A 23,827-nucleotide genomic window follows, 5' to 3' on the forward strand; every position below is an offset into this window, starting at 1 on the left:
ACGGGGCCGGGGCGGACGGCACCGCCCCGGCGGGGGATCAGTCGCGCACCTGGCGGTACCACTGCACGGACTGCGCCGGCAGGTGCAGGGTCACGGAGTGGGCGAAGCCGTCGTACTCCTGCTCGGGGGCCTCGACGAACTCGTCGAGCGGGTTGCCCGCGCCCTCGTAGGCGGCGTCGTCGGTGTTGAGCACCAGCTCCCAGCGCCCGCCGAAGGGCACGCCCAGGCGGTAGCCCAGGTGCGAGGAGCCGGACATGTTGACCACGGCCAGCAGCGCCGAGCCGTCCGAGCCGTGGCGGACGTAGGCGAGCACGTTGTGGGTGAAGTCGTCCGACTTGACCCACTGGAAGCCCGCCGGGTCCGAGTCACGGCTGTAGAGCGCCGGCAGGGTGGGGTAGAGGCCGTTGACGTCGTCGATCAGGCGGCGGATACCGCGGTGGTACTCGCCCTCCCAGCCCTCCATCTGGCCGAAGGGCACGCCGATGGAGTCGTTCCACTCGTCGGCCTGGCCGAACTCCTGGCCCTGGAAGAGCAGGTTCTTGCCCGGGTGGGAGAACATGTAGCCGTAGAGGGTGCGCAGGCCCGCCGCCTTGTTCCAGGCGTCGCCCGGCATGCGCTGCCACAGTGAGCCCTTGCCGTGGACGACCTCGTCGTGGGAGAACGGCAGGATGTAGTGCTCCGAGTAGGCGTAAATCATCGAGAAGGTGATCTCGTTGTGGTGGTAGGAGCGGTGCACCGGGTCGAGCGTGAAGTACTCGAGGGTGTCGTTCATCCAGCCCATGTTCCACTTGAAGTCGAAGCCCAGCCCGCCGTCGTAGGTCGGGGTGGTCACGCCCGGCCAGGACGTCGACTCCTCGGCGATGGTCAGCACGCCGGGGAAGGTCTTGTGCACGGTGGCGTTGGTCTCCTGGAGGAACTGCACGGCGTCGAGGTTCTCGCGGCCACCGTACTGGTTGGGCAGCCACTCGCCGTCGTTGCGCGAGTAGTCCAGGTAGAGCATGGAGGCGACCGCGTCGACGCGCAGGCCGTCGATGTGGAACTCCTCGACCCAGTACAGGGCGTTGGCCACCAGGAAGTTGCGCACCTCGGCGCGGCCCCAGTCGAAGACGAAGGTGCCCCAGTCGCGCTGCTCGCCGCGGCGCCAGTCCGGGTGCTCGTAGAGGGCCTGGCCGTCGAAGCGGGCCAGCGCCCACTCGTCGCGCGGGAAGTGCCCGGGCACCCAGTCGACGATCACGCCGACGCCGGCGCGGTGGCAGGCGTCGACGAGCGCGCGCAGCTGGTCCGGGGAGCCCCAGCGCGAGGTCGGGGCGTAGTAGCCGGTGACCTGGTAACCCCAGGAGCCGCCGAAGGGGTGCTCGGCGACCGGCATGAGCTCGACGTGCGTGAAGCCGTGCTCGACGACGTAGTCGACCAACTCGGTGACCGCGCGCTCGTAGTTCATGCCCTCGCGCCAGGAGCCGAGGTGGACCTCGTAGACGCTCATCGGCGCGGCGGTGTGGTCGGTCTGCTCACGCTGGGAGACCCAGGCGGAGTCGTGCCACTCGTAGTCGGACTCGGCGACCTTGGAGGCCGTCGCCGGCGGCACCTCGGCGGCCTTGGCCATCGGGTCGGCCTTGTCGCGGCGGGTGCCGTCCTGGGCGAGCACGGCGAACTTGTAGGTCGCGCCGGCGGTCACGCCGGGGATGAACAGCTCCCACACGCCCGAGGAACCCAGGGAGCGCATCGGGTGTTGGTCGGCGTTCCAGCCGTTGAAGTCGCCGATGACGGCCACCGAGCGGGCGTTCGGGGCCCACACGGCGAAGGCGGTGCCCACGACGTGGCCCAGGGCCGTGTCGTAGCGGCGCACGTTGGCGCCCAGCACCTTCCAGAGCCGCTCGTGGCGGCCCTCGCCGATCAGGTAGATGTCCAGCTCACCGAGGGTGGGCAGAAAGTGGTACGGGTCGGCCATGATCACCGGCTCGCCGCCCGGCCAGGTGACCTTGAGGCGGTAGTCCAGCGAGCGGCGCGAGTCGAGGCCGACGGCCCAGATGTCGTGGCCGACGGGGACCATCTCGACGCTGTCGCCGTCGTAGAGCAGCTCGACCTTCTCGGCACCGACCTGGCGGGTGCGCACCACGGAGCCGTCCTCCGTCTCGTGCCAGCCGTAGAAGTCGTGCGGCGCCCAGTGACTCTGCGTCAGCAGCAGGTCGAGGTCGGAGTCGGGGATGCCGAGGTCGTGTTCGTGCATGGTGGGTCGTCTTTCCGTTGTGTTCTCGGATATCGGGGTGCCGGCGGCGCCCGGCGTGGGCCGGGCGCGGGGCCGGTCAGGGGCGGTAGTCGTGGACCTCGCGGTAGGCCAGGCGCTCGCGGCGCTCCTCGGGGACCTGCGGCAGGGCCAGGATGTGGGCGACGTCGGCCTGCGGGCTCAGCCGCACGAAGTTGCGGTCCGACCAGCGCCAGTGGGAGCCGGTGACCAGGTCGTGGACGGGGAAGTCGCCCTCGGCGTCGAGGCCGAGGACCTCGCGGTCGACGGTGACGGTGCCCTCCTGCGGGTTGCGCGGGTCGAGGTTGACCACCACCAGCACGGCGTCGCCGGTGACCGGGTCGACCTTGCTGTAGGCGATCAGCTGGTCGTTGTCGACCTCGTGCAGGTGCAGGGTGCGCAGCTGCTGCAGGGCCGGGCGCTCGCCGCGGATCCAGTTGAGCAGCGCGATGAACGGCTCCAGCGAGTCGCCGCGCGCGGCCGCGCCCTCGAAGTCGCGCGGGCGCAGCTCGTACTTCTCGCTGTCGAGGTACTCCTCGCTGCCCGGGCGCACGGCCTCGTGCTCGTAGAGCTCGAAGCCGGAGTAGACGCCCCACAGCGGCGAGATCGTCGCCGCCAGCGCCGCGCGGATGGCGAAGGCCGCCCGCCCGCCGTACTGCAGGGACTCGTGCAGGATGTCCGGGGTGTTGACGAAGAGGTTGGGCCGCGAGACGTCGGCGTTGTCGAGGGTCTGCTCGATGAACTCGGTGAGCTCGCGCTTCGTCGTCTTCCAGGTGAAGTACGTGTAGGACTGCGAGAAGCCCACCTTGGACAGCCCGTAGAGGCGCGCCGGGCGGGTGAAGGCCTCGGCCAGGAAGATCACCTCGGGGTGCTCCTCGTGCACCGCGGAGATCAGCCAGTGCCAGAAGTTGACCGGCTTGGTGTGCGGGTTGTCCACGCGGAAGGTGTGCACGCCGTGGCCGATCCAGAACTCCGCGACCCGCAGGATCTCCTCGTAGATGCCCTTCGGGTCGTTGTCGAAGTTGAGCGGGTAAATGTCCTGGTACTTCTTCGGCGGGTTCTCCGCGTAGGCGATGGTGCCGTCGGGCAGCACGGTGAAGAACTCCGGGTGGCTCTTCGCCCACGGGTGGTCCGGGGCGGCCTGCAGCGCCAGGTCGAGTGCGACCTCCAGGCCGAGCTCCTCGGCGCGGGCGACCAGCGCGTCGAAGTCGTCGAGCGTGCCCAGGCGCGGGTGCACCGCGTCGTGGCCGCCGTCCGAGGAGCCGATGGCCCACGGCGAGCCGACGTCCTCGGGCCCCGGGGCCAGGGTGTTGTTGCGGCCCTTGCGGTTGACCTCGCCGATCGGGTGGATCGGCGGGAAGTACACGGTGTCGAAGCCCATCTCGCGCACCCGGTCGAGGGCCGCGGCGGTGGTGGCGAAGGTGCCGTGCACGGGGTTGCCGGCCTCGTCCCAGTCGCCGGTCGAGCGCGGGAAGAGCTCGTACCAGGAGCTGAACAGGGCCTTCTTCCGCTCGACGTGGACCGGGCGCTCCTCGGAGACGACGATCATGTCGCGCAGCGGCTCGGCGTCGAGGATGCGGCGGGTCTGGTCGTCGAGGGCGATCAGGCTGCGGTCGTAGGGGTGGCCCTCGGAGGCCAGCGCGTCCGCCGCGCTGCGCAGGCGGGTGCGCGCCCCGTGGTCGGAGGAGTTGAGCGCGGCGCGGTCGAAGAGCTCCGCGCCGTGGCGCAGGTCGTTTTCGAGCTCCTCGGCGCCCTGGCCGGCGCCCATCTTCTTGGTCACCGCGTTGCGCCAGGTCGCGATCGGGTCCGACCACGCCTCGACGCGGTACCACCAGTCGCCCTCCCGGTCCGGGACGAAGACGCCGTGGTGGTTGTCCGGGTTCTGCGGCTCCGCGACCATCGGGTAGGCGGTGGTGACCCCGTCGGGGTCCGTGACCTGGAGGGTGGCGGCCACGGCGTCGTGGCCCTCCCGCCAGACGAGTGCGAAGACGGGGACCATCTCGCCGACGACGGCCTTGGCCGGCAGCCTCCCCATCGTGATCGTGGGCCTGATGTCGTCCAAGCCGAGCCGGGCGACGGGGTCAGCGGGGTCTGTCATCTCGGCGTCTCCACCTTCCAGTGACGTGGGCTCTTACCTCCCCCGAGCCTAGCGGAGCGACGCCGGGCACACATGCGGCCGCGCGCGGCACGCGCAATGGCACAATGGTGGTGTGAGTGAATCGAGTGAGGATCTTCTGATCGACTTCCGCGGCGTGACCTTCGCCCGCGGCGGGCGCACGCTGGTCGGCCCCGTGGACTGGCAGGTTGAGCTCGACGAGCGCTGGGTGATCATCGGGCCCAACGGTGCGGGCAAGACCACACTGGTGCGCATGGCCGCGGCCGAGGAATTCCCCTCCTCGGGGGAGGCCTGGGTGCTCGGCGAGAAGATCGGGCGCACCGACATGCGCGACCTGCGCGCCGGCATCGGCATCTCCTCCTCGGCCGTGGCCCACCGCATCCCGGACCGCGAGAAGGTCGGCGACCTCGTCGTCTCGGCCGGCTACGCGATCCTGGGCCGCTGGCGCGAGGAGTACGACGAGCAGGACTTCGACCGTGCCAACGAGATCCTCGAGGAGCTCGGCGCACTGCACCTGCGCGACCGCTCCTGGGGCACGCTCTCCGAGGGCGAGCGCAAGCGCGTCATGGTCGCCCGCGCCCTGATGATCGACCCCGAGCTGCTCATCCTCGACGAGCCGACCGCCGGCATGGACCTCGGCGGCCGCGAGGACCTGGTGGCCTACCTCGCCCAGCTGGCCATGGACCCGGACGCCCCGGCGACCGTGATGATCACCCACCACGTCGAGGAGATCCCGCAGGGCTTCACCCACGCCCTGCTGCTCGACGAGGGCGAGGTGGTCGCCCAGGGCCTCTTCGACGACGTGATGACCAGCGAGAACCTCTCCAAGGCCTTCCACCAGCCGATCCAGCTCGACCGCATCGGCGAGCGGTACTTCGCGCGCCGGGTGCGCACGGGCGGCGCCCACCGCTCGCGGGCGGACCGCTAGGCGGAGGCGGGGGAGATGCCGCAGAATTCCGGTGTCGGCGGCTCACGGCTCGCGGCCACCGTGCTGCTCGTGCGCGACGGCCGGCAGGGACTCGAGGTGTGGGTCCAGGAGCGCGTGTCCGCCATGCCCAACTACCCGGGCATGACCGTCTTCCCGGGCGGCGGGGTCGACCGGCGCGACTTCGCGCTCGTCGACGAGAACGAGGACGGCGTGGAGGACCTGTGGTCCGGCCGGCCGCTCGAGGACACCGCCGACGTGCTTGGCGTGCCCACCCAGCAGGCCCGCGCCCTGGTCTTCGCCGCCGTGCGCGAGCTCTTCGAGGAGACCGGCACCCTGCTGGCCGTCCACCGCAACCGCACCACGGTGGCCGACGCCACACCCTTCCACGCCGACCGGCTGGCGCTTGAGTCCCACCGACTCTCCCTGACCCAGGTGCTCCACCGCGGTAAGCTGCGCGTGCACTCCGACATGCTGCGGCCCTGGGCGCGCTGGGTGGGCACCTCCGAGCGCGGCAACACCTTCGACAACACCTCGTTCCTGGCTGTGCACCCGGTCGGCCAGGAGCCCGACGGGCAGTCCTCGGAGACCGACTCCGCCGGCTGGTTCCCGCCCTCGCTGCTCCTCGACGGCTGGCGCACCGGTCTGGTCCGCCTGGTCATTCCCACCTGGGCGCAGCTGAAACGCCTCGCGGACTGCCGCACCGTCGCCGAGGCGCTGGCCGAGGCCGAGCACTCGGACATGACCCCGGTCGTCGGCGACCCCGTCGACGACCCGCGCTACCGGGAGTTCTTCACCATCGACCGGCCCGACCGCATCTGAGGGAGAAGCGATGGCCTACTCGCGAGCCGAGGCGCGCTTCGTCACCGAACGCGTCGGCGAGGTCGACGACGCGGCCGCCGGACTCGACCTGAGCCCGCGCACTGTGCTGAAGGACACCGAGGTGCTGCGCGCCCGCTTCGGCGAGTTCGGCCGCGCGGCCACCGAGCTGGCCCAGTGCCGCCGCCGCCTGCCCGGCTGGCTCTCCGACGACGAGTCGCGCCAGCAGGCCACCCACCCGGCGGTGGCCGCCGAGCGTGCCCGGATCCTCGCGGCGGCGGGCGCCCGGACCGTCTTCGACGTCACCTGCTCCATCGGCGGGGAGGGCCGCGCCGTGACCGCCGCCGGCATGTGCTATGTCGGCTCCGACCTCGACCACGTGCGCCTCATGCTCGCCCGTCACAACGTGCCCGAGGGCCTCTTCCTTCGCGCCGACGCCCTGCACCCGCCGCACGCCGGCGGGGTCGTAGTCGCCGACCCGGCCCGGCGCGCCGGGGGACGCCGCATCACCGACCCCGCGCGCCTGATCCCTCCGCTGCCGGACCTGCTCGCGGCCCACCGCGGCCGGGAGCTGGCCGTCAAATGCGCCCCGGGCATCGACTATTCCGACTGGGACGGGCTGGTCACCGTCGTCAGCGTCGACGGCGCGGTCAAGGAGGCCTGCCTGTACACCCCGGGTTTCGGCCGGGGTCGGCGCGCCGTGGCGGTCACAACCGCCGCCGACGGCACCGTCACCGCTGTCGACCGCATCGACTCGGGCGCGGACGACGAGGTGGCCGCCGGCGAGCCCGGGCGCTACATCCTCGAACCCGACGGGGCCGTCGTGCGCGCCGGGCTGGTCGCGCACTGGGCCAACCGCGCGGGGCTGTGGATGCTCGACAGTCACATCGCGTTCCTGACCGGCGACCGAATCCCGGCCGGCTCGAGCGGGTTTGAATTCATCGAGGCCGTGCCGCTGAAGAAGCTGCGCGCCACCCTGGCCGCACACGACGCCGGATCCGTGGAGATCCTGGTCCGCGGGGTGGACGTCGATCCGGACCGGCTGCGCAAGAAGCTCAAGCTGCGCGGCACCAGGCCCATGGCGGTGGTCATTGCCCGGGTCGGGGACTCGGCCCGGGCCCACGTCTGCGCGGGCCGGGTACACTGTCCGCCGTAATTCGAGCAAACACAAGTACCTACACAGTGAAGGAGCCTCATGCCCACGATCGTGGCTCTGGTCAAGAACGTGCCGGACACCTGGTCGACCAAGAAGCTCAGCGAGGACCACACCCTCGACCGCGACGCCGTCGACGAGGTCCTCGACGAGGTCAACGAGTACTCCGTGGAGGCCGCGCTGCGGCTGCGTGAGTCCGACCCCGACGCCGGCTGGCGGGTCGTCGCCCTGACCGTCGGCCCGGCCGGCGCCGACGAGGCGCTGCGCCGCGCCATCGCCATGGGCGCCGACGACGCCGTGCACGTCCTGGACGACGCCCTGGCCGGCTCCGACGTCCTGGGAACCGCCTGGACGGTCGCCGCGGCCGTCGCCAAGCTCGACGACGTCCGCCTCATCGTCGCCGGCGGCGCCTCCTCGGACGGCGCCGTGGGCGCCCTGCCGGGCATCGTCGCGGAGTACCGCCAGTGCCCGGCGCTCACCGAGCTGCGCGCCGTGGCCCTCGAGGGTGACACGGTCACCGGCACCCGCGAGGACGCGCACGGCCACTGGGAGCTCTCCGCGCCGCTGCCGGCCGTGGTCTCCGTGACCGACAAGGCCGACAAGCCGCGCTTCCCCAACTTCAAGGGCCTGATGGCCGCCAAGAAGCACGAGATCACCACCTGGGACCTCGCCGCGATCGGCGTGACCCCGGAGCAGGTCGGCCTCGAGCACGCGGCGACCCGCGTGACCGGCGCCAACGAGCGCGCCGCGCGCACCGCCGGCGAGACCGTCCGCGGCCCCGAGTCGGCCGCGAAGGTCCTGGCCTTCCTCGACGACGAGAACCTGCTGTAAGGAGAGCACACCACATGTCCAACGCATACGTACTGGTCGAGCACTCCGGCGGCGAGCTCGACGCCGTCACCGGCGAACTGATCACCGCCGCCCGCGTCTTCGGCGACGTCACCGCCGTCGTCGTCGGCGCCCCGGGCACCGCGGCCCCGCTGGCCGGGCAGCTCGGCGAGCTGGGTGCCGCCACCGTCGTGGCCGCCGAGTCCGCCGACCACGACGCCCGCCTGATCCTGCCCGAGGTCGACGCCGTGTCCATCCTGGCGGCGCAGAACCCGGCGCCGATCCTGGTGGCCGCCGGCCCGACCGGCAACGAGATCGCCGGCCGCCTGGCCGCCCGCCTGGCCTCCGGCGTGCTCACCGACGTCACCGGCGTCAACGCCGACGGCTCGGCCAACCACTCCATCTTCGGCGACCAGGTGCAGGTCTCCGCCGTCGTCGGCGGCGCCAGCCCCATCTACGCGCTGCGCCCCGGCGTCGTCGACGCCCTGCCGCAGCAGGCGGCGGGCACCCTGCAGAACCTGCCGCTGCCGGCCGCCGGCGCCAAGGACGTCACCGTCACCTCCTTCACCCCGGCCACCCGCGGCACCCGCCCCGAGCTGACCCAGGCCAAGGTCGTCGTCGCCGGCGGGCGCGGCGTGGGCTCCGAGGAGGCCTTCCACGACGTCGTCGAGCGGCTTGCCGACGCCCTGGGTGGCGCCGTGGGTGCGACCCGTGACGCGGTCGACCTGGGCTACTACGACGCCCAGTTCCAGATCGGCCAGACCGGCGTGAACGTCTCGCCGGACCTCTACATCGGCCTGGGCATCTCGGGTGCCATCCAGCACCTGTCCGGCATGCAGACCGCCGGCAAGATCGTCGCCGTCAACACCGACGAGGACGCCCCGATCTTCCAGGTCGCGGACCTCGGCGTGGTCGGCGATCTCTTCGAGGTCGTCCCGGAGCTGATCGCCAAGCTGGAGGAGCGCAAGTGACGGCCGCGGGGGCGGGGGAGCACTACCTGGACCATGCCGCCACGACGCCGATGCGCCAGTGCGCGATCGACGCGTGGGTACGCCACGCGCGCGACCTCAACCCGGGCGGCCAGTACGCCGCCGGGCGGGCCGCCCGCCACGCTCTCGACGAGGCCCGCGAGGCCGTCGCCGCCGCGCTCGGTGCCGACCCGGTCGAGGTCGTCTTCACCGGCGCCGGCTCCGAGGCCGACAACATCGCCGTGCAGGGCCTCTACCGCGCCGGCGTGGCCGCCGGTCGCCCGGCGCGCGTGGTCGCCAGCCAGCTGGAGCACTCCGCGATCTTCCAGACCGTGCGCCACCTCGGCGCCGAGGTCGTCGATCTGCCCGTCGACGAAGGCGGGCGCGTCAGCGATCTTTCGGCGCTGGCGGAGCCGGCCGCGGTGGCCGCGTGCATGCTGGCCAACAACGAGACCGGCGCGATCCAGCCGGTGGACGAGGTCATCGCCGCAGCTGACGCGGCCGGCACCCCGGTGCACATCGACGCGGTGCAGGCCGTGGGCAAGGTCGCCGTGGACTTCCACGCCATGGGTGCGACGACGCTGGCGGCCAGCGGCCACAAGTTCGGCGGCCCGCGCGGCGTGGGCGTGCTGCTGGCGCGGCGCTCCCCGGCGCCCGAGGCCGTCGTCTTCGGCGGCGGCCAGGAGCGCGGCCTGCGCCCCGGCACCAACGACGTCGCCGGTGCCGCGGCCTTCACCGCCGCGCTCACCGAGGCGCTCGCCGAGCGCGAAGCGGAGAACGCCCGGGTCTCCGCGCTGCGCGACCGCCTGCGCGAGGGCATCCTCGCGGAGATCGACGACGTGCGCGTCAACACCACCGAGCCTGCCCTGCCGGGCCACCTCTCGGTGTCCTTCCCGGGCGCGGAGGGCGACAGCCTGATCATGCTGCTGGACGCCGCCGGCATCGCCGCGGCGACCGGCTCGGCCTGCTCGAGCGGGGTCAACCGCGCCAGCCGCGTGCTGCTGGCCGCCGGCGTGCCGGAGGCCACCGCGCGCGGCACCCTGCGCTTCAGCCTGGGGCACACCTCGGCCGACGCCGACGTCGACCGCGTGCTCGCGGTGCTCCCCGAGGTGGTCACCCGGGCCCGCGCCGCGGGCATGGCCTAGCAGCCGGGTCACAGCCAACCCCCGGCGAACCCGGGGCCGGCGTGCGGCCCGTCCGCTCCATTTCCCCGGAATGGGCGCGTACACCTGTTCCGGTGAACATGGAGAAGATCCTCAACTGGCCCCTGCTGGGCGGGGCCGCCGAGGTGACCGTCTGGACCTGCCTGGCACTCGGGGCGCTGCTCGCGCTCGTCGCCCTGGCCACCGCGCGCAACCGGCGCGGCGGGCAGGGCCGCCGCCCGCGCCGCGCCCGCCGCCCCGCGACCGCCCTCGGCGCCGCCGCCGGGGTGACCGTCGCGGTCTGGCTGGTCCTCGAGGTCGTCTGGAGGCCCTTCGGGGAGCCGACCTCGTGGATCGTCTACGCGGTGTGGGGCCTGGTGCTCCTCGGCCTCATCTCGCTCGCGTCGGCCGCCGGGCGCCGCCTCCTCGCCGCCGCGGCCCTGGTGGCGCTGGTCCTCGGCGCCCTCGGGGCGACCAACGAGGTCTTCGGGCAGCACCCGACGCTGCGCTCGCTGCACCCGGTGCCGGCGGCCAAGGAGATGGACTGGGCGGAGTTCAAGGCCACCACCCGGCCGCCGCAGGAGGACGGCCACGACATCGGCGCGCTCGTGCACGTCGACCTGCCCTCGGGCACCGACTTCACCGCCCGTCAGGCCCTGGCCTACGTGCCGCCGGCCTACTGGCGCAGCCCTCAGCACCGCCTGCCGGTGCTCATGCTCATGGCCGGCAACCCCGGCTCGCCCGAGCAGTGGTTCGACTCCGGGGCCGCCGGCGAGACCGCCGACGCCTACCAGGCCACCCACGACGGGGTCAGCCCCGTCGTCGTCAGCGTCGACGCCACCGGCTCGCTGACCGGCAACCCGGGCTGCACCGGCGCCTCGCGCGAGTACGTAACCGACACCGCCCCGGACCTGATCGCCCGGCGCTTCCGCGTGGACCAGGACCGCTCGCACTGGACGATCGGGGGCCTGAGCTACGGCGGCACCTGCGCGCTGCAGGTGGTCACCAACTCGCCCGAGGCTTTCGGCAGCTTCCTGGACTTCTCTGGGCAGGCCGAGCCCTCGCTGGGCGACCACACCCGCACCGTCGACGAGCTCTTCGGCGGCGACGAGGCCGCCTTCCACGCCGAGAACCCCGCCGACCTGCTCCGGGACAACGACTACACCGGCATTGCCGGACGCTTCGTCGCCGGCCGCTCGGACCACGAGGCGATCGCCGCGCTGAAGGACCTGAGTCAGGCGGCGGACACGGCCGGCATGGACGTCGAGTACACCGAGGTGCCCGGCGGGCACGACTTCGGCGTCTGGCGCACCGCCCTGCGCGCGAACTTCGACTTCGTGGCTGAGCGAGGGGGACTGGAATGAACGGGACGAAGACGATGACGAAGACCGTCGCCGGGCGCGCCCCGGTGAGCCTCGGGCTCATCGCGGTGATGTGGCTGGACCAGCTTCTCGACCCCGACCTGCTGGCCGTGCGCGCCCCCTACGAGCTTGCCGACTGGCACATCGTGACCAGCGGGCTGACCTCGGCGAGCGCGATCGGAACGTCGATGTGCACCCTGCTGGTCCTCGGTCTGGCCGTGCCCGCCGAGATCGCGCTGGGCCGGCACGCATTCCCCCTGGCCGTGGCCGGCATGCAGCTGGTGGCCACGCCCGTCGGGCTGATGGCCGCCCGCGCCGTCGAGGAGACCGACCTCAACCGCTGGGGCGCGGACCTCGACTCCGGCGCGCTGCTCTCCCCGCTGGGCTGGATCCTCGGCGTGGCCGTGCTCGGTGCGGCCCGGCTGCCGATCCTGTGGCGCCGCCGCCTGACGACGGCGGCCGTCGCGCTGTCGTTGACGATGGTGCTCTACGCCGGCACGCTTTCCGACGTCGTGGGGCTCACCGCCGTGGTCCTGGCACTGGGGCTGCGCCGCCAGGGCGGCGTGCGCGACCCGCGGGGGCTGTCCGTGCACGAGACCCGCGTGCTGGTGGCCACCGTCCTGCTCTGCGTGGCGCTGGGCCCGCTGGTCACCCGGCTCAACCCGCACGCCGGCGGCCCCCTGGTCGAGGCCGGCTTCTTCGCCTGGGGCGAGGTCGCCTGGCACGCCGCGTGGCTCGTGGTCAACGCCGTGATCGCCCTCGGCGTGGTCCGCGGGCGCCGGATGGCCTGGTGGATGGCCCTGGCCACCAACGCGGTGACCGCCGCACTGGTGCTGCTGCGCGTCACGGTGCTGCTCGGCGACCTCGACTGGGGCGCGGGCTGGTGGGTCAACATCGTCCTGATCCTCGCACCCTGGCTGACCGCGATCGTCGTGCTGCTGGCAACGCGCAGGGCCTTCACCGTCGCCGTGCGCGGGCGCCGGCTCGTCCAGCTGCTGGCCGTGGTGGCCGTGGCCGCCGTGGTCGCCTTCGCCGTCGACTCCACCGGGCTGTTCTGGGTGTGCGTGAGCCTGGCCGCCTACCCCGCGCTGGTCAGCGTGCCCGAGATCTCCCGGGCCGGCGACCGCGAACGGGCACTCTTCATCCTGCGGGAGGGCACCGGCGACCACCTGCAGCAGATGACCGTCTGGGACGGCAACCGCTACTGGTTCGCCGTCGACGGAGCCGCCTTCGTCGCCTACCGCGTCTCCCACGGGGTGGCCGTCACCGTCGGCGAGCCCGTCTTCGCCGCCGGGCGGACGGGCACCGCCGACGCGGTGGCCGCCGGCTTCGAGGAGTTCGCCCGCGACCAGGGTTGGACGCCCGTGTGGTACTCGGTCGGCGAGGACTTCGCCGCCGGCCGCGAACTCGCCGGTTACAAGCGCCTGCACGTCGCCGACGAGTCGATCCTCTTGGCCTCGGACTCCGGGTTCCGCGGCAAGCGCTTCCAGAACATCCGCACCGCGCGCAACCACGCGAAGAAGGAGGGCGTGACCGCCAAGTGGACCACCTGGGCCGAGGCCGGGGTGGTGCTGCGCGAGCAGATCGAGGCGCTCTCCGAGCAGTGGGCGGCCACCAAGGCGCTGCCCGAGATGGGCTTCACCCTCGGCGGGGTGGCCGAGCTGGCGGACCCGGACACCCGCATCCTCGTTGCCCTCGACGCCTCGGGCCGCGTGCAGGGGGTGACCTCCTGGCTGCCCGCGCGCGTCGAGGGGCGCGTCATCGGGCTGACTCTGGACATGATGCGCCGTGATGCCGAGGGCTTCCGCCCGGTCATCGAGTACCTGCTCTCCGAGGCGCTGCTCGGCGCGGCGGCCGAGGGGATGGACTGGATCTCGCTCTCAGGTGCCCCGCTGGCCACCGACAGCGCCGCCGACGGCATGCTCGACAAGGCGCTCAACCAGGTCGGCGGGCTCATCGAGCCGCTCTACGGCTTCCGCTCCCTGGCGGCCTCGAAAGCCAAGTTCCACCCCGAGCACCGCCGCTGGTATCTGCTCTACGCCGACGAGGTGCGCCTGCCGGCCGTCGGCCTGGCCGTCTGCTCCTGCTACCTGCCCGGTCTTCGGGTGCGCGACGCCGTGGGCGCGGTACGGCAGTGGGTCGCGGCGGGAGGTCGTTAATCGCGCGCCGCAGGCGCGTCGTGGCGCGCCCGACCGCCGGAGCGGAAACGCTCCACCCACGCCCCGGCGTGGTACTTGGCGGGAACGGCGCCGCCGAGCAGCTCGCGGGTGAGATCCGGGTCGCGGTCGGCGGGCAGCGGCGTGTCAGAGCCCACGAGCACGATGTTGCCGTAGCGGCGCCCCTTGAGCATCGGGGGATCGGCGATGACAGCGAGGTGCTCGAAGACCTCGGCCATGCCGGCCAGCTCGGCGCGCGCGCCGGTCAGGTCCGCGTGGTCGCCGCAGTTGGCCACGTACAGCCCGCCGGGCACCAGCGTGCTCGCGCAGGCGGCGAAGAACTCGGTGGTCGTCAGCGGCTCCGGGGTGACGGCGTCGGCGAAGACGTCGCGCACGATGACGTCGCGGGTCGCCGGGCGCAGGGAGTCGACGACCTCGCGGGCCTCGCCGACGCGGATCTTGACCGTCGGCGAGCGCGGGATGTCGAAGACCTCGCGCACCAGCTTGGCCAGCGCGGCGTCGATCTCGACGACGGTGTGCCGCGAGCGCGGGTAGACCGCCGCCAAAAAGCGCGGCAGCGAGCAGCCGGCCCCGCCGAGGTGGGTCACGCGCAGCTTGTCCGCGTCCAGGTGGGCGTCGACGAAGCGCTGGACCACCGCGGCGATCCAGCGCATGTACTCGAAGTCCAGGTGCAGCGGGCGGCCGATCGCGACGTGGCTGGAGGGCACCCCGTTGAGGTAGAGGGTGAAGGCGTCGTCGAGCTGGTCGTCGGGTACCAGGCGGGCGGTGCCGGTGTCGATCTGGTACCCGGGGATCTCGTGGCGGGACAAGGTGGATGCTCCAGATCGGTCAGGCGTGGGCGTCGAGCAGGTGCTCGCGCAGGTAGGGCAGGGTGAAACTGAGGTGGCCGTAGCCGGCCGGGGCGACGAGGTCGGCGTCGATGAGCGCGCGGCGCCGCGTCGAGATGCCGTTGGGGGCCACCCCGAGCTCGGCGGCGATGTCCCCGGTGGCGGCCCGGCCGTCCTCGTCGGCCACCTGGGCCATCGCGACGAGAAAGGCCAGCTGGGAGTCCGGCATGCCGTGCAGCGAGGGGGCGTGGACCTGGCGGCCCATCCGGGAAACCGCGTGCGGCAGGATCGCCTCGACCGTTTCGGCGGTGATCTCCCCGGAGCCGTCGAGGCTGGCCTGCGCCCAGGCCAGGGAGCCGAGCAGCTGGATCAGGTAGGGGTAGCCGTGGGCGCGCGCGGAGATGAGCTCGACGGCCTCGGGGGTGATCTCGCGTCCGCCGGCCGCGACGGTCTCGGCGACGGCGGCCGCCGACTCCTCGGCGGTGACGGGGCCGAGGGTGACCAGCTCGGCGCGGCGCAGGAAGGTCGTGCCCGGGTGCTGCAGCAGCGCGATGATGCCCGCGGGCAGTCCGGCGGCGAGGAAGGCGACGTCGTGGTCGTCGCGCACCAGGTCCTGCACGGCCGTCGCCACCGCGCGCAGGTGCTCGGGGTCGGCGGACTGGACCTCGTCGACGCTGATGACGATGCCGGTGCCGTGGGCGCGCAGCCGTTCGGCCAGGGTGCGCAGCACGGAGATCAGCGTGGCGGCCGGGCGGTGCTCCGGCTCGGTGGTCTCCGTGCGCACCGAGCCGAGGCCGGCGATCGAGGCGCCGGTGATGCGGCGCGCCGGGCGCTCCTCGTCGAGGGCGGCCAGGGCCCGGGGGATCTCCGTGGCCGTCAGGTCGGTGAGCATGTCCGCGCCCGGATAGGCGCGCAGCACGATCCAGCCCTGCGCGCGGGCGGCCTCCTCGAGCTCGTTGAGCAGCACGGTCTTGCCGGAGCCGCGCGGTCCGGAGACCAGCATCGTGCGCAGCGGGCTGCCGGGGCCCTCCAGCAGGGCCAGCGGGAACCCGGAGAGCAGGTCGGTCCGTCCGGCCAGCACCAGCGGGGAGACCCCGAAGGAGGGGCGGAACGGGTTGGGTTGCGGGGTGGGCATGCCGCGCAGAGCTCCTTTGTCGTCGGCTGTCGTCATTTGTCGTCGTCCGCCGTCGTCCCGGGGCATGCGGCGGGTGCCGCACACGGGCGTGGTGCAGGCGGATCCGGTGGACCCCGGCCTTCGGGATAGATCTTATAGATCTCGCGGAACATTGTAGATCTTGTAGATCTGATAGATCTGGCGAGCCGGGATAGAACTGATAGATCTGCCGGTGCCCGGTAGATCCGGTAGAACTGGCGCGCCGGGGTAGATCCGGTAGATCCGCGACCACCTTGGCCGCCCGCCGGGCGCGGCGATAGACTCGGCGGGTCACGCGGGCCCGGCGACAGCCCGCGGTGGAAAAGGGGAGAGGAGAGCTAATGAAGGTCATCGCCGCGATGAGCGGCGGGGTCGACTCGGCGGTCGCCGCCGCCCGCGCCAAGGACGCCGGCCACGAGGTCGTCGGCGTTCACCTCGCCCTGTCCCGCGACCCGAAGTCCGTGCGCGAGTCCTCGCGCGGGTGCTGCTCGCTGGAGGACTCCGCCGACGCGCGCCGGGTCTGCGACAAGATCGGCATCCCCTTCTACGTCTGGGACTTCTCCGACCGCTTCCAGGCCGACGTCATCGACGACTTCGTCGACTCCTACGCCCGCGGCGAGACACCGAACCCCTGCCTGCGCTGCAACGAGAAGATCAAGTTCGCCGCCCTGCTCGAGCGTGCCCTCGCCCTCGGTTTCGACGCCGTGGCCACCGGCCACTACGCCCGCATCGACGCTGACGGCCACCTTTTGCGCTCCACCGACGACAAGAAGGACCAGTCCTACGTGCTCGGCGTGCTCTCCGCCGAGGAGCTGGCCCACTGCTACTTCCCGGTCGGCGACACCCCCAAGCCCGAGATCCGCGCCGAGGCCGCCGCGCGCGGCTTCTCCGTGGCCAAGAAGCCGGACAGCTACGACATCTGCTTCATCCCCGACGGCGACACCAAGGCCTTCCTCGGCCGCCAGATCGGCATGCGCCCCGGCATGATCGTCGACCAGGAGGGCACCAAGCTGCGCGAGCACGACGGCGCCTACGGCTTCACCATCGGCCAGCGCAAGGGCCTGGACATCAAGTCCCCGGCCGCCGACGGCCGTCCGCGCTACGTCACCGGCATCGACGCGGCCACCGGCACCGTCACCGTCGGCCCGCGCGAGGCCCTCCAGGTCACCGAGATCGAGGCCGACCGGCTCAAGAGCCTGCACGAGGACTTCCGCGGCTCGCTCGACTGCGAGGTGCAGGTGCGTGCCCACGGCGGCATCGTCGCCTGCCACGCCGAGATCGACGGCGACCGCATGCGCCTCCAACTCGCCGAGCCGCTGTCCGGGGTCGCCCCCGGCCAGGCCGCCGTGCTCTACGCGCGCGACGCGGTGCTCGGCTCCGGCACGATCGTGGCGGCGCGATGACCGCGGCGAGCCGTGCGCTCGGCCTCGGGGCCCTGCCGGGCCGGCGCCTCGACGACGCGACCGGTGTCATCGCCGCCGGCGGGCGCTGGCACGTGCCGCAGCTGCCGGAGCGCGGGGTGCTTGACGACGCCGCGGTGCGCACCGTCGCACTCCTCGACGGCGTGCACGCGGACCTGGGCCCGCGCGGCTGGGTGCTCTCCGCGCGCCCGCAGCGCGCGAGCTGGGATGCCCGCGACCGGGTGGCCCGCGACCTCGACTGGCTCGAGGAGAACTGGGCCGGGGTGCCGTGGCTGAAGACCCAGCTGCTCGGGCCCTGGTCGCTGGCTTGCGAGCTGGAACTGCCCAACGGCCACCGCGCGCTGACCGACCGCGGGGCGGTGCGCGACCTGACCGAGGCGCTCGCCGGCGCGGCCGCTGCGCACGCCGCCGACCTCGTCGCCCGCTTCGGGCTGGCCCAGGAGGCGCTGGCCGTCCAGCTCGACGAGCCGTGGCTCACGGACGTCGTGGCAGGCCGGGTTCCCGGCACCCACCGCTTCGACGAGATCCGCGCGGTGCCGGCGGAGATCGCCCGCGCCGGGCTGGCCACGATAACCGACGCCACGCGGGCGACGGGGGACGAGGACGACCCGCGCGAGGTGCTGCTCAACGCGACCGGGCAGGACTTAGGCGGCGCCGGTGACGACTCGGCGGCCTGGGGCTTCCCCGGCACGCTGCTGCTCGACCCGCAGCGGCTTGACCCCGCCGGGCTCGACGCACTGGGCGCGCGTCTGGACGCGGGCTCGCGCACGGGTGTGCGCGGGGCGTCGGCGCGCGACGTCGTCAATCTCCTGTCCCGACTGGGGCTGCGGGAGTCCTCCGGGCTGGTCGACGTGGTCGCCGCGACGGCCGGGGACCCGGGTGCGGCGCGGGCGGCCTATGAGCGGGCGGCCTCGGCGGCGAAGTCGCTGAACTAGACGGCTGCGCCTAGTCACGGTCGAGCTCGTGCGGGTCGCGGGCGCTCAGCGAGATCACCGCGGCCGCCGCGGTGGCCACCGCCGCCAGGCTGAGCGCGACACCGAAGGGGACACCGGAGGGCTCGGCGGCGCCGGCGGCGGCCTCGGCGGCCAGGCCGATCTGGAGCACCGCGCCGATGGCGGCGGTGCCGAGCACCGCGCCGAGCTGGCGGGTGGTGTTGTAGACCCCCGAGCCGGCGCCGAGCAGGTCGGGCGGCAGGTCGCCCATCGTGATGCGCGAGTTGGGCGCCCAGACGAAGGCGTTGCCGACCCCGACGCCGACGAGTGCCACACCGATGAGGACCAGCGAGCCCGACAGCGACACCGCGGCGCAGAGCAGGGCGATGCCGGCCGACAGCGCGGCGAACCCGGCCGCGCACAGCCGGGCCGGGTTGTGGCGGTCGACCAGGCGGCCGACGACGGGGGAGAGGGTGGCCGAGACGCCGGCCTGGCAGATCATCATCAGCCCGGAGGTCAGCGGGGAGAGGTGGTGGACCTGCTGGAAGTAGAGCATCAGCGGCAGCGGGATGCCCGCGACGGTCATGCCCATCATGAAGATGCTCGCGTTGCCGCCGGAGAAGTTGCGGTTGCCGAACACCCGCAGCGGCACCAGGGGCTCGAGACCGCGGCGCTCGGCGCGGCGTTGCTGGGCGAAAAAGGCCGCGCCGACGATCAGTCCCGCGGCGACGGTGGCGAAGATCCACGGCGCCCAGCCGGCGTCCTGGCCCTCCTGCAGGCCGAAGACGAGCAGGAAGACCGCCACCAGGGACAGCAGCACGGAGGTCGCGTCGAGGCGGCGCTCCAGGCGCGGGAACTCGGGCACCACCCGCCAGGCGAAGGCCACGACGGCCACGCCGATGGGCACGTTGATGAAGAAGACCCACTGCCAGCCCCACAGCTGGGTGATGATCCCGCCGAAGATGGGCCCGGCCATGCCCGCCAGCCCGGCCGTGGCGCCCCAGATGCCGAGGGCCGCACCCAGGTGGGAGCGCGGGAAGATGCGGTTGATCACGCTCATCGTCTGGGGGCTGAGCATCGCCGCGGACAGGCCCTGCACCCCGCGCGCGACGATCAGCGCGGTCATGCCCGGGGCCAGCCCGCAGGCCAGGGAGCTGACGGTGAACAGGCACATGCCCGCGCAGTACATCGTGCGCGGGCCGAAGCGGTCGCCGAGGCGGCCGGTGAACAGCAGCGGCACGGCGAAGCAGAGCAGGTAGACGGAGGTGACCCAGATGACCTGGTTGTAGCTGGCGGACATCTCCGCCTGGATGTGCGGGGTGGCCACCGCGACGATGGTCTGGTCCAGCAGCATCATGAAGAAGCCGACGCAGAGGACCACCAGCGCCGGCCAGCAGCGCTCGAGCGGCAGGGGCAGGTCCTCGTCACGGACGACGTCGCGGTGGGTGGGGCTCACCCGGCACATTGTGCCAGGCGCGGGGGCGACGGGAGGCGAACGGTCGCGCGGGGTTTCCCTGAGGGGCGGCGGTCTGGGCGGGGTTCTCAGGGGTGAACAGGGGAGGCGACGACCCAGGATCAGTGTGAGCAGAACGGTCACGCGGCGAGTCGAACGTGACGGGCGGCCGCGGCGGAATCGGTCGTAGGAACGGCGGTGTCCAGGGCCCTGAAGCCTCACTTTGGCTGGGAGAAACCGCGCCGAAACTTAAGAAAGCTAGGACCTATTGAGAGCTACCTGAGTCATAAGTTGAGAAAAAAGAGGAAAAACCTGCGACTTAGATAAGAGAAACGCCGCAAAAACGTGAAAAACGTGGAATGTGCAGGGAAAAGCGCCGATTTTCGGCCTTCGCTCTAGCGGTTGCAGGCCAAGAAGGCCGTTGTTACCTTGCCACGCGTCACCCCAGGGTGAAAGGGCGATCCCCGCCACTTCGTACGGTTCAAGCAACACCTGTCACACACAAGCATCCAGCCATCTTCTCAAGCACAGCAAGGAGAATTCATGTCCACCCTCGAAAACCAGATCAACGCAAACGCCGCCTTTGAGGGGCCCATCCAGGCCGAGCGAAACGCCACGCTCGCCCCGATCACCGCGACGCCCGCCATCGTCCTGACCGCTGCGAAGGTCGCGGGCTACGTCGCTGGTGCAGGTGCCGTCACGGGCGCGGCGTACGCGGCCTACCGCCACGTCGCCAACTAACCGACTTCACGCAAAGACTGTCCAGGAGCAAAAGAAGCTCCAGTATCACAAAGCTTCTCCAGAATATTCCGTTTCAAAAGTTTCGTGGAGAATCTTAACTGTTCATCGAGACGGAGGAAGTAGAAAACATGTCCAAGCAGTTCAACACCAACATGACCCGCCTCGAAGAGCTGGTCAACGATAGTCTGATCGATCGCAACGAGCTCCACACGCCGATTCTCGCGACCCCCGCCGCCTTCGCCGCTGCTGCTGTCGCGGGCGCCAAGGGTGCCGGCGCCCTCGTGGCGGCCGCCGGTGTCGGTGCCGCGGTCGCTAAGGCGGCCGGGAACTAACAGCAACTAAGGGGAATAAGCGCTCGAGCGGAATTGCGACGATAATGGTAAACATCCTTTCTAAAGCTTCAAACGTGTACGACCGATACCTAAACGCCGACCCGCTAGTTTCGGTGGAGCGTGCGTGCGCGATCACTGAAACTGTGGCATCGGTCGAGTATCTGAGCACCACCGCCAGCAGGAAACACGGAGGCCTAAACGATTGGAAATACCTCAAGTCGCAATTCCCGCCTGGGGTGGCCACCATCTGGAATAAACTTTCAGAAGAACAGGCCGAAACGATCTTCAAGACAATTCAATGCCTGAGGATCGGTCATAACTTGATTCTAGCATCGCCGATCAAGAACAATAAGATCAGAGCTTGGTGCAATGTCTTTGAAGCAGGTACACACCTGTTCCTTCAGCCCAAACTTCTATATGGAACTGACGGCTCGGACCAGCTGTCGTTCCTAGGCAACGCGGCAGCCGCACTAGGACGAGTCGGAGGAAGTGAGACCACCCGAAAAGCCGCGAGCGACTTCTTGGCTCTACAGGTGATCCTGAGCTACATCGTCGCAGGACTCGCAAAGATGCCTGGAAGCAGATGGGCGAACGGCGATGCGCTCGAAAAAATCATGGGTACCCAGACGTACGGCGACAACAAGCTGTACGGCCTGCTCAGGAAATATCCCAAGCTAGGAAAATCCATCACCAGATCAACGGTGATCATCGAAAGCGCAATGCCTCTGGGGCTGGCGACGAAGGGGAGCACGAAGTTGACGTTGCTTCTATTCGGAATGTTCCACTTGGCTAACGCGAAGTTCATGGGATTGGGCCGCTTCGTGCTGCCGTTCATCTCGACGTATCCTGCAATCTGGTCTCTGCGGACACGACGATGAATTCGCGTAAAACATTGGCCATTGAAGAAAAATACGAAGGCGGACGTTTATGAGAAGTGTCACGGAACCAAAGGTCCTTAAAGCTGCAACAACACTCCTTCTTGGGTGCACGGCATTGGGCACGGGATACGCGGCATTCCAAAACAGCCGCCATGCTCGACCGTATAACGGTTACGAGGTCATCGAAACCAGATCGTCGACCGGAAATATCATCCACGACGCGTACCATCCCGCCAAGAGCGCCGGAAGTCCGCTATTTGTCATCATTCCCGGCCTTTCTTCGTCCGTATCGTCGGTAGCTGGCCTGGGAGACGCCTTGGCGAGTCTAGGCGGCGCGGTGCTGCTGCATAACCGGGCGGGCTACGGAGGATCTCAGGTCTTCAACGAAAAGCCGTTCCACATGGGAGAATGTGTCGAGGACCTCAACGCAGTCATCCGTGACATTCGCGAAAGCCACGATACTTCCTGGAGCGGAATTTGTCTCGTGGGGCATTCATACGGAGGCTTCGTCGCCCATGAATTCGCGAGGCAGAACGAGAGCCTAGTCCACAGCGTCGGCTACATCGATCCTCTGCATCCGAAGGAACTCGTGGACTCTGAAGCGCAAAAGCAGGGCAGTGACGCGGTAGCCCTTGCGCTACGCACTATCCCCCCGTTCATCCGGTTCGGTGTAGCTGCTCTCTACCGTAAGCAGGCAATTGAGTATGCCAGGGAATACAAATATTTCTCCCGGATCAGGGCTGATCTGTTCAGCTCCGACGTGTGGACCGCTTCAAAGCGTGAATGGTCCAGCATCCACCCGTTCCTTCTCGAAGGTCATGCCTTGGAGCCCCTACGCGACGGAATCCGTACCAAGCTGTTTGCCGCGCAGGAAACGGTGGACGCCGAATCGTCGCAGGACAATCTCTACCATGAATACAGCAACGATGTCGTCGTGGTGAAAGAAAGTAACCATCAAACGATCCTCACCGGCCGTAAGGCCGCAAAAGAAATCTCTGAAGGACTTTGGGAGCTGGCAACACGATGAAATCCTATTGGAGACGAGCTTTCGATCATCTCGTCGTAGGGACGTTCGGTGCGTGGCTGGTTGCGACGGTACTGAGCCAGCACCCGGATTCGGCGCTCGATCGCGTCCGTCGATGGGACGACGGCGTGGGGAATACGGTCATCCCGAACTGGAGATTCTTCGCGCCGAATCCGGCTGTCGAGGACGTACGCATTATGTATCGATTCGCTAACAAGGAGCGAACAGAGCATAGTGCTTGGAAAGAATTGCAAACGATATCTCCGCGTTCGATTGCGCAAGTACTTTGGTTTCCGGGGCGCCGTGAAGAAAAGGCCGTGTTCGACGCTCACCAGACGATCATGGTCGGTATGGGTACACTAGCGAGCGGAAAAGATGTCGGTGGCCGACTCGAAAAAGCGGTGAACGATTCGATCACTCTTCTCAACGAGTTCGTCTTGCGGAAAGCCGAAGTCCCGACGACGGCTGACTGCCTTCAGGTTATGCTTGTTCGTTTCGCAGGCAACGACCCTGAGGCAAGGCCAATCTGCGATGCCGTGCTCGATTACTTCGAGATTGAAGATGAGGCCGAATACATTTTAAAGGTTAAGGCGTGAGTAGATTGAACAAGCTAAACCAGGATCCATTTTACTGTAATACGACGATGGTCAAGTTGTATGACGAACTAATGGAGACCGTCGACCCCGATGTGGATCATGTGGGATGGCTGCGCGGAGCCGTCGGCTCCGACTGGCCGCGAGAGATATTGGATTACGGTGCTGGCTCCGGCCGGGTTTTGAAGAAGCTGAGGCGGTCCGGCTGTACATCCACTTTCCACGCGGTCGAGCCTGATGAGAGCTTTGCGAAGCTATTATCCGACGACTCTGAAATCGCCCCGGTCCACGTGGAAAACAATCTTTCGGCGATTGACGCTACAAACATCGGCCTCGTGTTTTGTACCTATGGGTCGCTGCAATACGTATCGGGAATCGAGGCGATTGTCGAAGAGTTGACTGATATACACCGAATCGTCGAGTCCGGTAGCGGCGTTTGCGCGCTCGAGTTGTTTTCGAGCGAGGCTTACGACGAAATCGAAGAGCCCATGACCGTGCCGATCTATCTGGCTGACAAGATGTGGCAAATGACGCTAAACGTCGAACACTTCGACGATGGCCTCATGACTTCAACGACGGAACTGCGGGACGGCGAGGAATTCGCGGTGATGAGGGAGACGGTTCTTCCGGTCTCTGTTGAAACGACTCGCGATTTGTTCGCCGAGGCGAATTTCCAAAATATCTCAGTCAAGCGTCATGGTGCATACAATCGGTGCGTTGCATCATAAGCGATCAGGCTTTC

21 protein-coding genes are annotated in these 23,827 nt (G+C 69.7%); 16 read left to right on the forward strand and 5 right to left on the reverse strand.

What is annotated here, in order from left to right:
- Nucleotides 1-37: 37 nt before the first annotated feature.
- Together glgB and QP119_RS04970 are read right to left on the reverse strand one after the other, a co-directional pair.
- Nucleotides 38-2,227, reverse strand: a complete 2,190-nt coding sequence (glgB, locus tag QP119_RS04965; RefSeq protein WP_284774077.1) for a 1,4-alpha-glucan branching protein GlgB — start codon at nt 2,225-2,227, stop codon at nt 38-40.
- Between the two features lie 76 nt (nt 2,228-2,303).
- Nucleotides 2,304-4,340 (reverse strand): maltotransferase domain-containing protein, encoded by a 2,037-nt coding sequence (locus QP119_RS04970; protein WP_284774078.1) that lies wholly within the window; start codon nt 4,338-4,340, stop codon nt 2,304-2,306.
- Nucleotides 4,341-4,452: 112 nt separating this feature from the next.
- On the opposite strand from QP119_RS04970, the gene QP119_RS04975 reads away from it, so the two are divergent.
- The 8 genes from QP119_RS04975 (at nt 4,453) to QP119_RS05010 (ending at nt 13,713) form a co-directional block, all read left to right on the forward strand.
- Nucleotides 4,453-5,286: an ABC transporter ATP-binding protein gene (locus QP119_RS04975; RefSeq protein WP_284774079.1), complete on the forward strand. Its 834-nt coding sequence runs from the start codon at nt 4,453-4,455 to the stop codon at nt 5,284-5,286.
- A 15-nt stretch (nt 5,287-5,301) separates the two neighbouring features.
- Nucleotides 5,302-6,105: an NUDIX hydrolase gene (locus QP119_RS04980; protein WP_284774081.1), complete on the forward strand. Its 804-nt coding sequence runs from the start codon at nt 5,302-5,304 to the stop codon at nt 6,103-6,105.
- Nucleotides 6,106-6,115: 10 nt separating this feature from the next.
- A complete protein-coding gene (locus QP119_RS04985; RefSeq protein ID WP_284774082.1) occupies nt 6,116-7,258 on the forward strand; it encodes a THUMP-like domain-containing protein in 1,143 nt (380 codons plus the stop codon).
- A gap of 39 nt (nt 7,259-7,297) precedes the next feature.
- Nucleotides 7,298-8,086 carry an electron transfer flavoprotein subunit beta/FixA family protein gene (locus QP119_RS04990; RefSeq protein WP_284774083.1) on the forward strand — a complete coding sequence of 263 codons (789 nt, stop codon included), beginning with the start codon at nt 7,298-7,300 and terminating at the stop codon, nt 8,084-8,086.
- 14 nt (nt 8,087-8,100) lie between these two features.
- A complete protein-coding gene (locus tag QP119_RS04995; protein WP_284774085.1) occupies nt 8,101-9,054 on the forward strand; it encodes an electron transfer flavoprotein subunit alpha/FixB family protein in 954 nt (317 codons plus the stop codon).
- A complete protein-coding gene (locus QP119_RS05000; protein ID WP_284774086.1) occupies nt 9,051-10,196 on the forward strand; it encodes a cysteine desulfurase family protein in 1,146 nt (381 codons plus the stop codon). Before QP119_RS04995 ends, QP119_RS05000 begins: the two co-directional genes overlap by 4 nt.
- Before the next feature lie 98 nt (nt 10,197-10,294).
- Nucleotides 10,295-11,557: an alpha/beta hydrolase gene (locus QP119_RS05005; RefSeq protein WP_284774204.1), complete on the forward strand. Its 1,263-nt coding sequence runs from the start codon at nt 10,295-10,297 to the stop codon at nt 11,555-11,557.
- Complete coding sequence (locus QP119_RS05010) at nt 11,554-13,713, forward strand: bifunctional lysylphosphatidylglycerol flippase/synthetase MprF (protein ID WP_284774087.1); 2,160 nt, start codon at nt 11,554-11,556, stop codon at nt 13,711-13,713. The genes QP119_RS05005 and QP119_RS05010 overlap by 4 nt, the downstream gene beginning before the upstream one ends.
- Here the strand turns inward: QP119_RS05010 and QP119_RS05015 are convergent.
- Both QP119_RS05015 and QP119_RS05020 read right to left on the reverse strand, forming a co-directional pair.
- A complete protein-coding gene (locus QP119_RS05015) occupies nt 13,710-14,540 on the reverse strand; it encodes a spermidine synthase (RefSeq protein ID WP_423777758.1) in 831 nt (276 codons plus the stop codon). The genes QP119_RS05010 and QP119_RS05015 overlap by 4 nt on opposite strands.
- Nucleotides 14,541-14,559: 19 nt before the next feature.
- A complete protein-coding gene (locus QP119_RS05020; RefSeq protein WP_284774089.1) occupies nt 14,560-15,693 on the reverse strand; it encodes an ATP-binding protein in 1,134 nt (377 codons plus the stop codon).
- Nucleotides 15,694-16,052: 359 nt separating this feature from the next.
- On the opposite strand from QP119_RS05020, the gene mnmA reads away from it, so the two are divergent.
- Nucleotides 16,053-17,114 (forward strand): tRNA 2-thiouridine(34) synthase MnmA, encoded by a 1,062-nt coding sequence (gene mnmA, locus QP119_RS05025; RefSeq protein WP_284774092.1) that lies wholly within the window; start codon nt 16,053-16,055, stop codon nt 17,112-17,114.
- Entirely contained in the window at nt 17,111-18,067 is a 957-nt protein-coding gene (locus QP119_RS05030) for a methionine synthase (protein WP_284774093.1), read from the forward strand. Before mnmA ends, QP119_RS05030 begins: the two co-directional genes overlap by 4 nt.
- 10 nt (nt 18,068-18,077) lie before the next feature.
- Here the strand turns inward: QP119_RS05030 and QP119_RS05035 are convergent, their stop codons facing one another.
- Nucleotides 18,078-19,520 (reverse strand): DHA2 family efflux MFS transporter permease subunit, encoded by a 1,443-nt coding sequence (locus QP119_RS05035; protein ID WP_284774095.1) that lies wholly within the window; start codon nt 19,518-19,520, stop codon nt 18,078-18,080.
- A 540-nt stretch (nt 19,521-20,060) separates the two neighbouring features.
- Between QP119_RS05035 and QP119_RS05040 the strand changes: the two genes are divergently transcribed.
- The 6 genes from QP119_RS05040 to QP119_RS05065 all read left to right on the forward strand — a co-directional run bounded on the left by QP119_RS05040 (nt 20,061) and on the right by QP119_RS05065 (nt 23,813).
- Nucleotides 20,061-20,258 carry a hypothetical protein gene (locus tag QP119_RS05040; protein WP_284774096.1) on the forward strand — a complete coding sequence of 66 codons (198 nt, stop codon included), beginning with the start codon at nt 20,061-20,063 and terminating at the stop codon, nt 20,256-20,258.
- Between the two features lie 128 nt (nt 20,259-20,386).
- Complete coding sequence (locus QP119_RS05045) at nt 20,387-20,590, forward strand: hypothetical protein (RefSeq protein ID WP_284774098.1); 204 nt, start codon at nt 20,387-20,389, stop codon at nt 20,588-20,590.
- Between the two features lie 74 nt (nt 20,591-20,664).
- Complete coding sequence (locus QP119_RS05050; RefSeq protein WP_284774100.1) at nt 20,665-21,468, forward strand: hypothetical protein; 804 nt, start codon at nt 20,665-20,667, stop codon at nt 21,466-21,468.
- Between the two features lie 49 nt (nt 21,469-21,517).
- A complete protein-coding gene (locus QP119_RS05055) occupies nt 21,518-22,495 on the forward strand; it encodes an alpha/beta hydrolase (RefSeq protein ID WP_284774103.1) in 978 nt (325 codons plus the stop codon).
- Entirely contained in the window at nt 22,492-23,088 is a 597-nt protein-coding gene (locus QP119_RS05060) for a hypothetical protein (protein ID WP_284774105.1), read from the forward strand. The genes QP119_RS05055 and QP119_RS05060 overlap by 4 nt, the downstream gene beginning before the upstream one ends.
- Nucleotides 23,089-23,093: 5 nt before the next feature.
- Nucleotides 23,094-23,813 carry a class I SAM-dependent methyltransferase gene (locus QP119_RS05065; RefSeq protein ID WP_284774107.1) on the forward strand — a complete coding sequence of 240 codons (720 nt, stop codon included), beginning with the start codon at nt 23,094-23,096 and terminating at the stop codon, nt 23,811-23,813.
- Nucleotides 23,814-23,827 lie beyond the last annotated feature (14 nt).

The organism is Corynebacterium frankenforstense, from assembly GCF_030211955.1.
Taxonomy (GTDB): domain Bacteria; phylum Actinomycetota; class Actinomycetes; order Mycobacteriales; family Mycobacteriaceae; genus Corynebacterium; species Corynebacterium frankenforstense_A.

Bases quoted from the DNA above. Each gene is read 5' to 3' on its own strand.
- QP119_RS05045 (WP_284774098.1), top strand. From the start codon at position 20,387: ATGTCCAAGCAGTTCAACACCAACATGACCCGCCTCGAAGAGCTGGTC.
- QP119_RS05040 (WP_284774096.1), top strand. From the start codon at position 20,061: ATGTCCACCCTCGAAAACCAGATCAACGCAAACGCCGCCTTTGAGGGG.
- QP119_RS04970 (WP_284774078.1), bottom strand. From the start codon at position 4,340: ATGACAGACCCCGCTGACCCCGTCGCCCGGCTCGGCTTGGACGACATC.
- QP119_RS05030 (WP_284774093.1), top strand. From the start codon at position 17,111: ATGACCGCGGCGAGCCGTGCGCTCGGCCTCGGGGCCCTGCCGGGCCGG.
- QP119_RS05055 (WP_284774103.1), top strand. From the start codon at position 21,518: ATGAGAAGTGTCACGGAACCAAAGGTCCTTAAAGCTGCAACAACACTC.
- QP119_RS04985 (WP_284774082.1), top strand. From the start codon at position 6,116: ATGGCCTACTCGCGAGCCGAGGCGCGCTTCGTCACCGAACGCGTCGGC.
- QP119_RS05010 (WP_284774087.1), top strand. From the start codon at position 11,554: ATGAACGGGACGAAGACGATGACGAAGACCGTCGCCGGGCGCGCCCCG.
- glgB (WP_284774077.1), bottom strand. From the start codon at position 2,227: ATGCACGAACACGACCTCGGCATCCCCGACTCCGACCTCGACCTGCTG.
- QP119_RS04995 (WP_284774085.1), top strand. From the start codon at position 8,101: ATGTCCAACGCATACGTACTGGTCGAGCACTCCGGCGGCGAGCTCGAC.
- mnmA (WP_284774092.1), top strand. From the start codon at position 16,053: ATGAAGGTCATCGCCGCGATGAGCGGCGGGGTCGACTCGGCGGTCGCC.
- QP119_RS05060 (WP_284774105.1), top strand. From the start codon at position 22,492: ATGAAATCCTATTGGAGACGAGCTTTCGATCATCTCGTCGTAGGGACG.
- QP119_RS04980 (WP_284774081.1), top strand. From the start codon at position 5,302: ATGCCGCAGAATTCCGGTGTCGGCGGCTCACGGCTCGCGGCCACCGTG.
- QP119_RS05020 (WP_284774089.1), bottom strand. From the start codon at position 15,693: ATGCCCACCCCGCAACCCAACCCGTTCCGCCCCTCCTTCGGGGTCTCC.
- QP119_RS05005 (WP_284774204.1), top strand. From the start codon at position 10,295: ATGGAGAAGATCCTCAACTGGCCCCTGCTGGGCGGGGCCGCCGAGGTG.
- QP119_RS04990 (WP_284774083.1), top strand. From the start codon at position 7,298: ATGCCCACGATCGTGGCTCTGGTCAAGAACGTGCCGGACACCTGGTCG.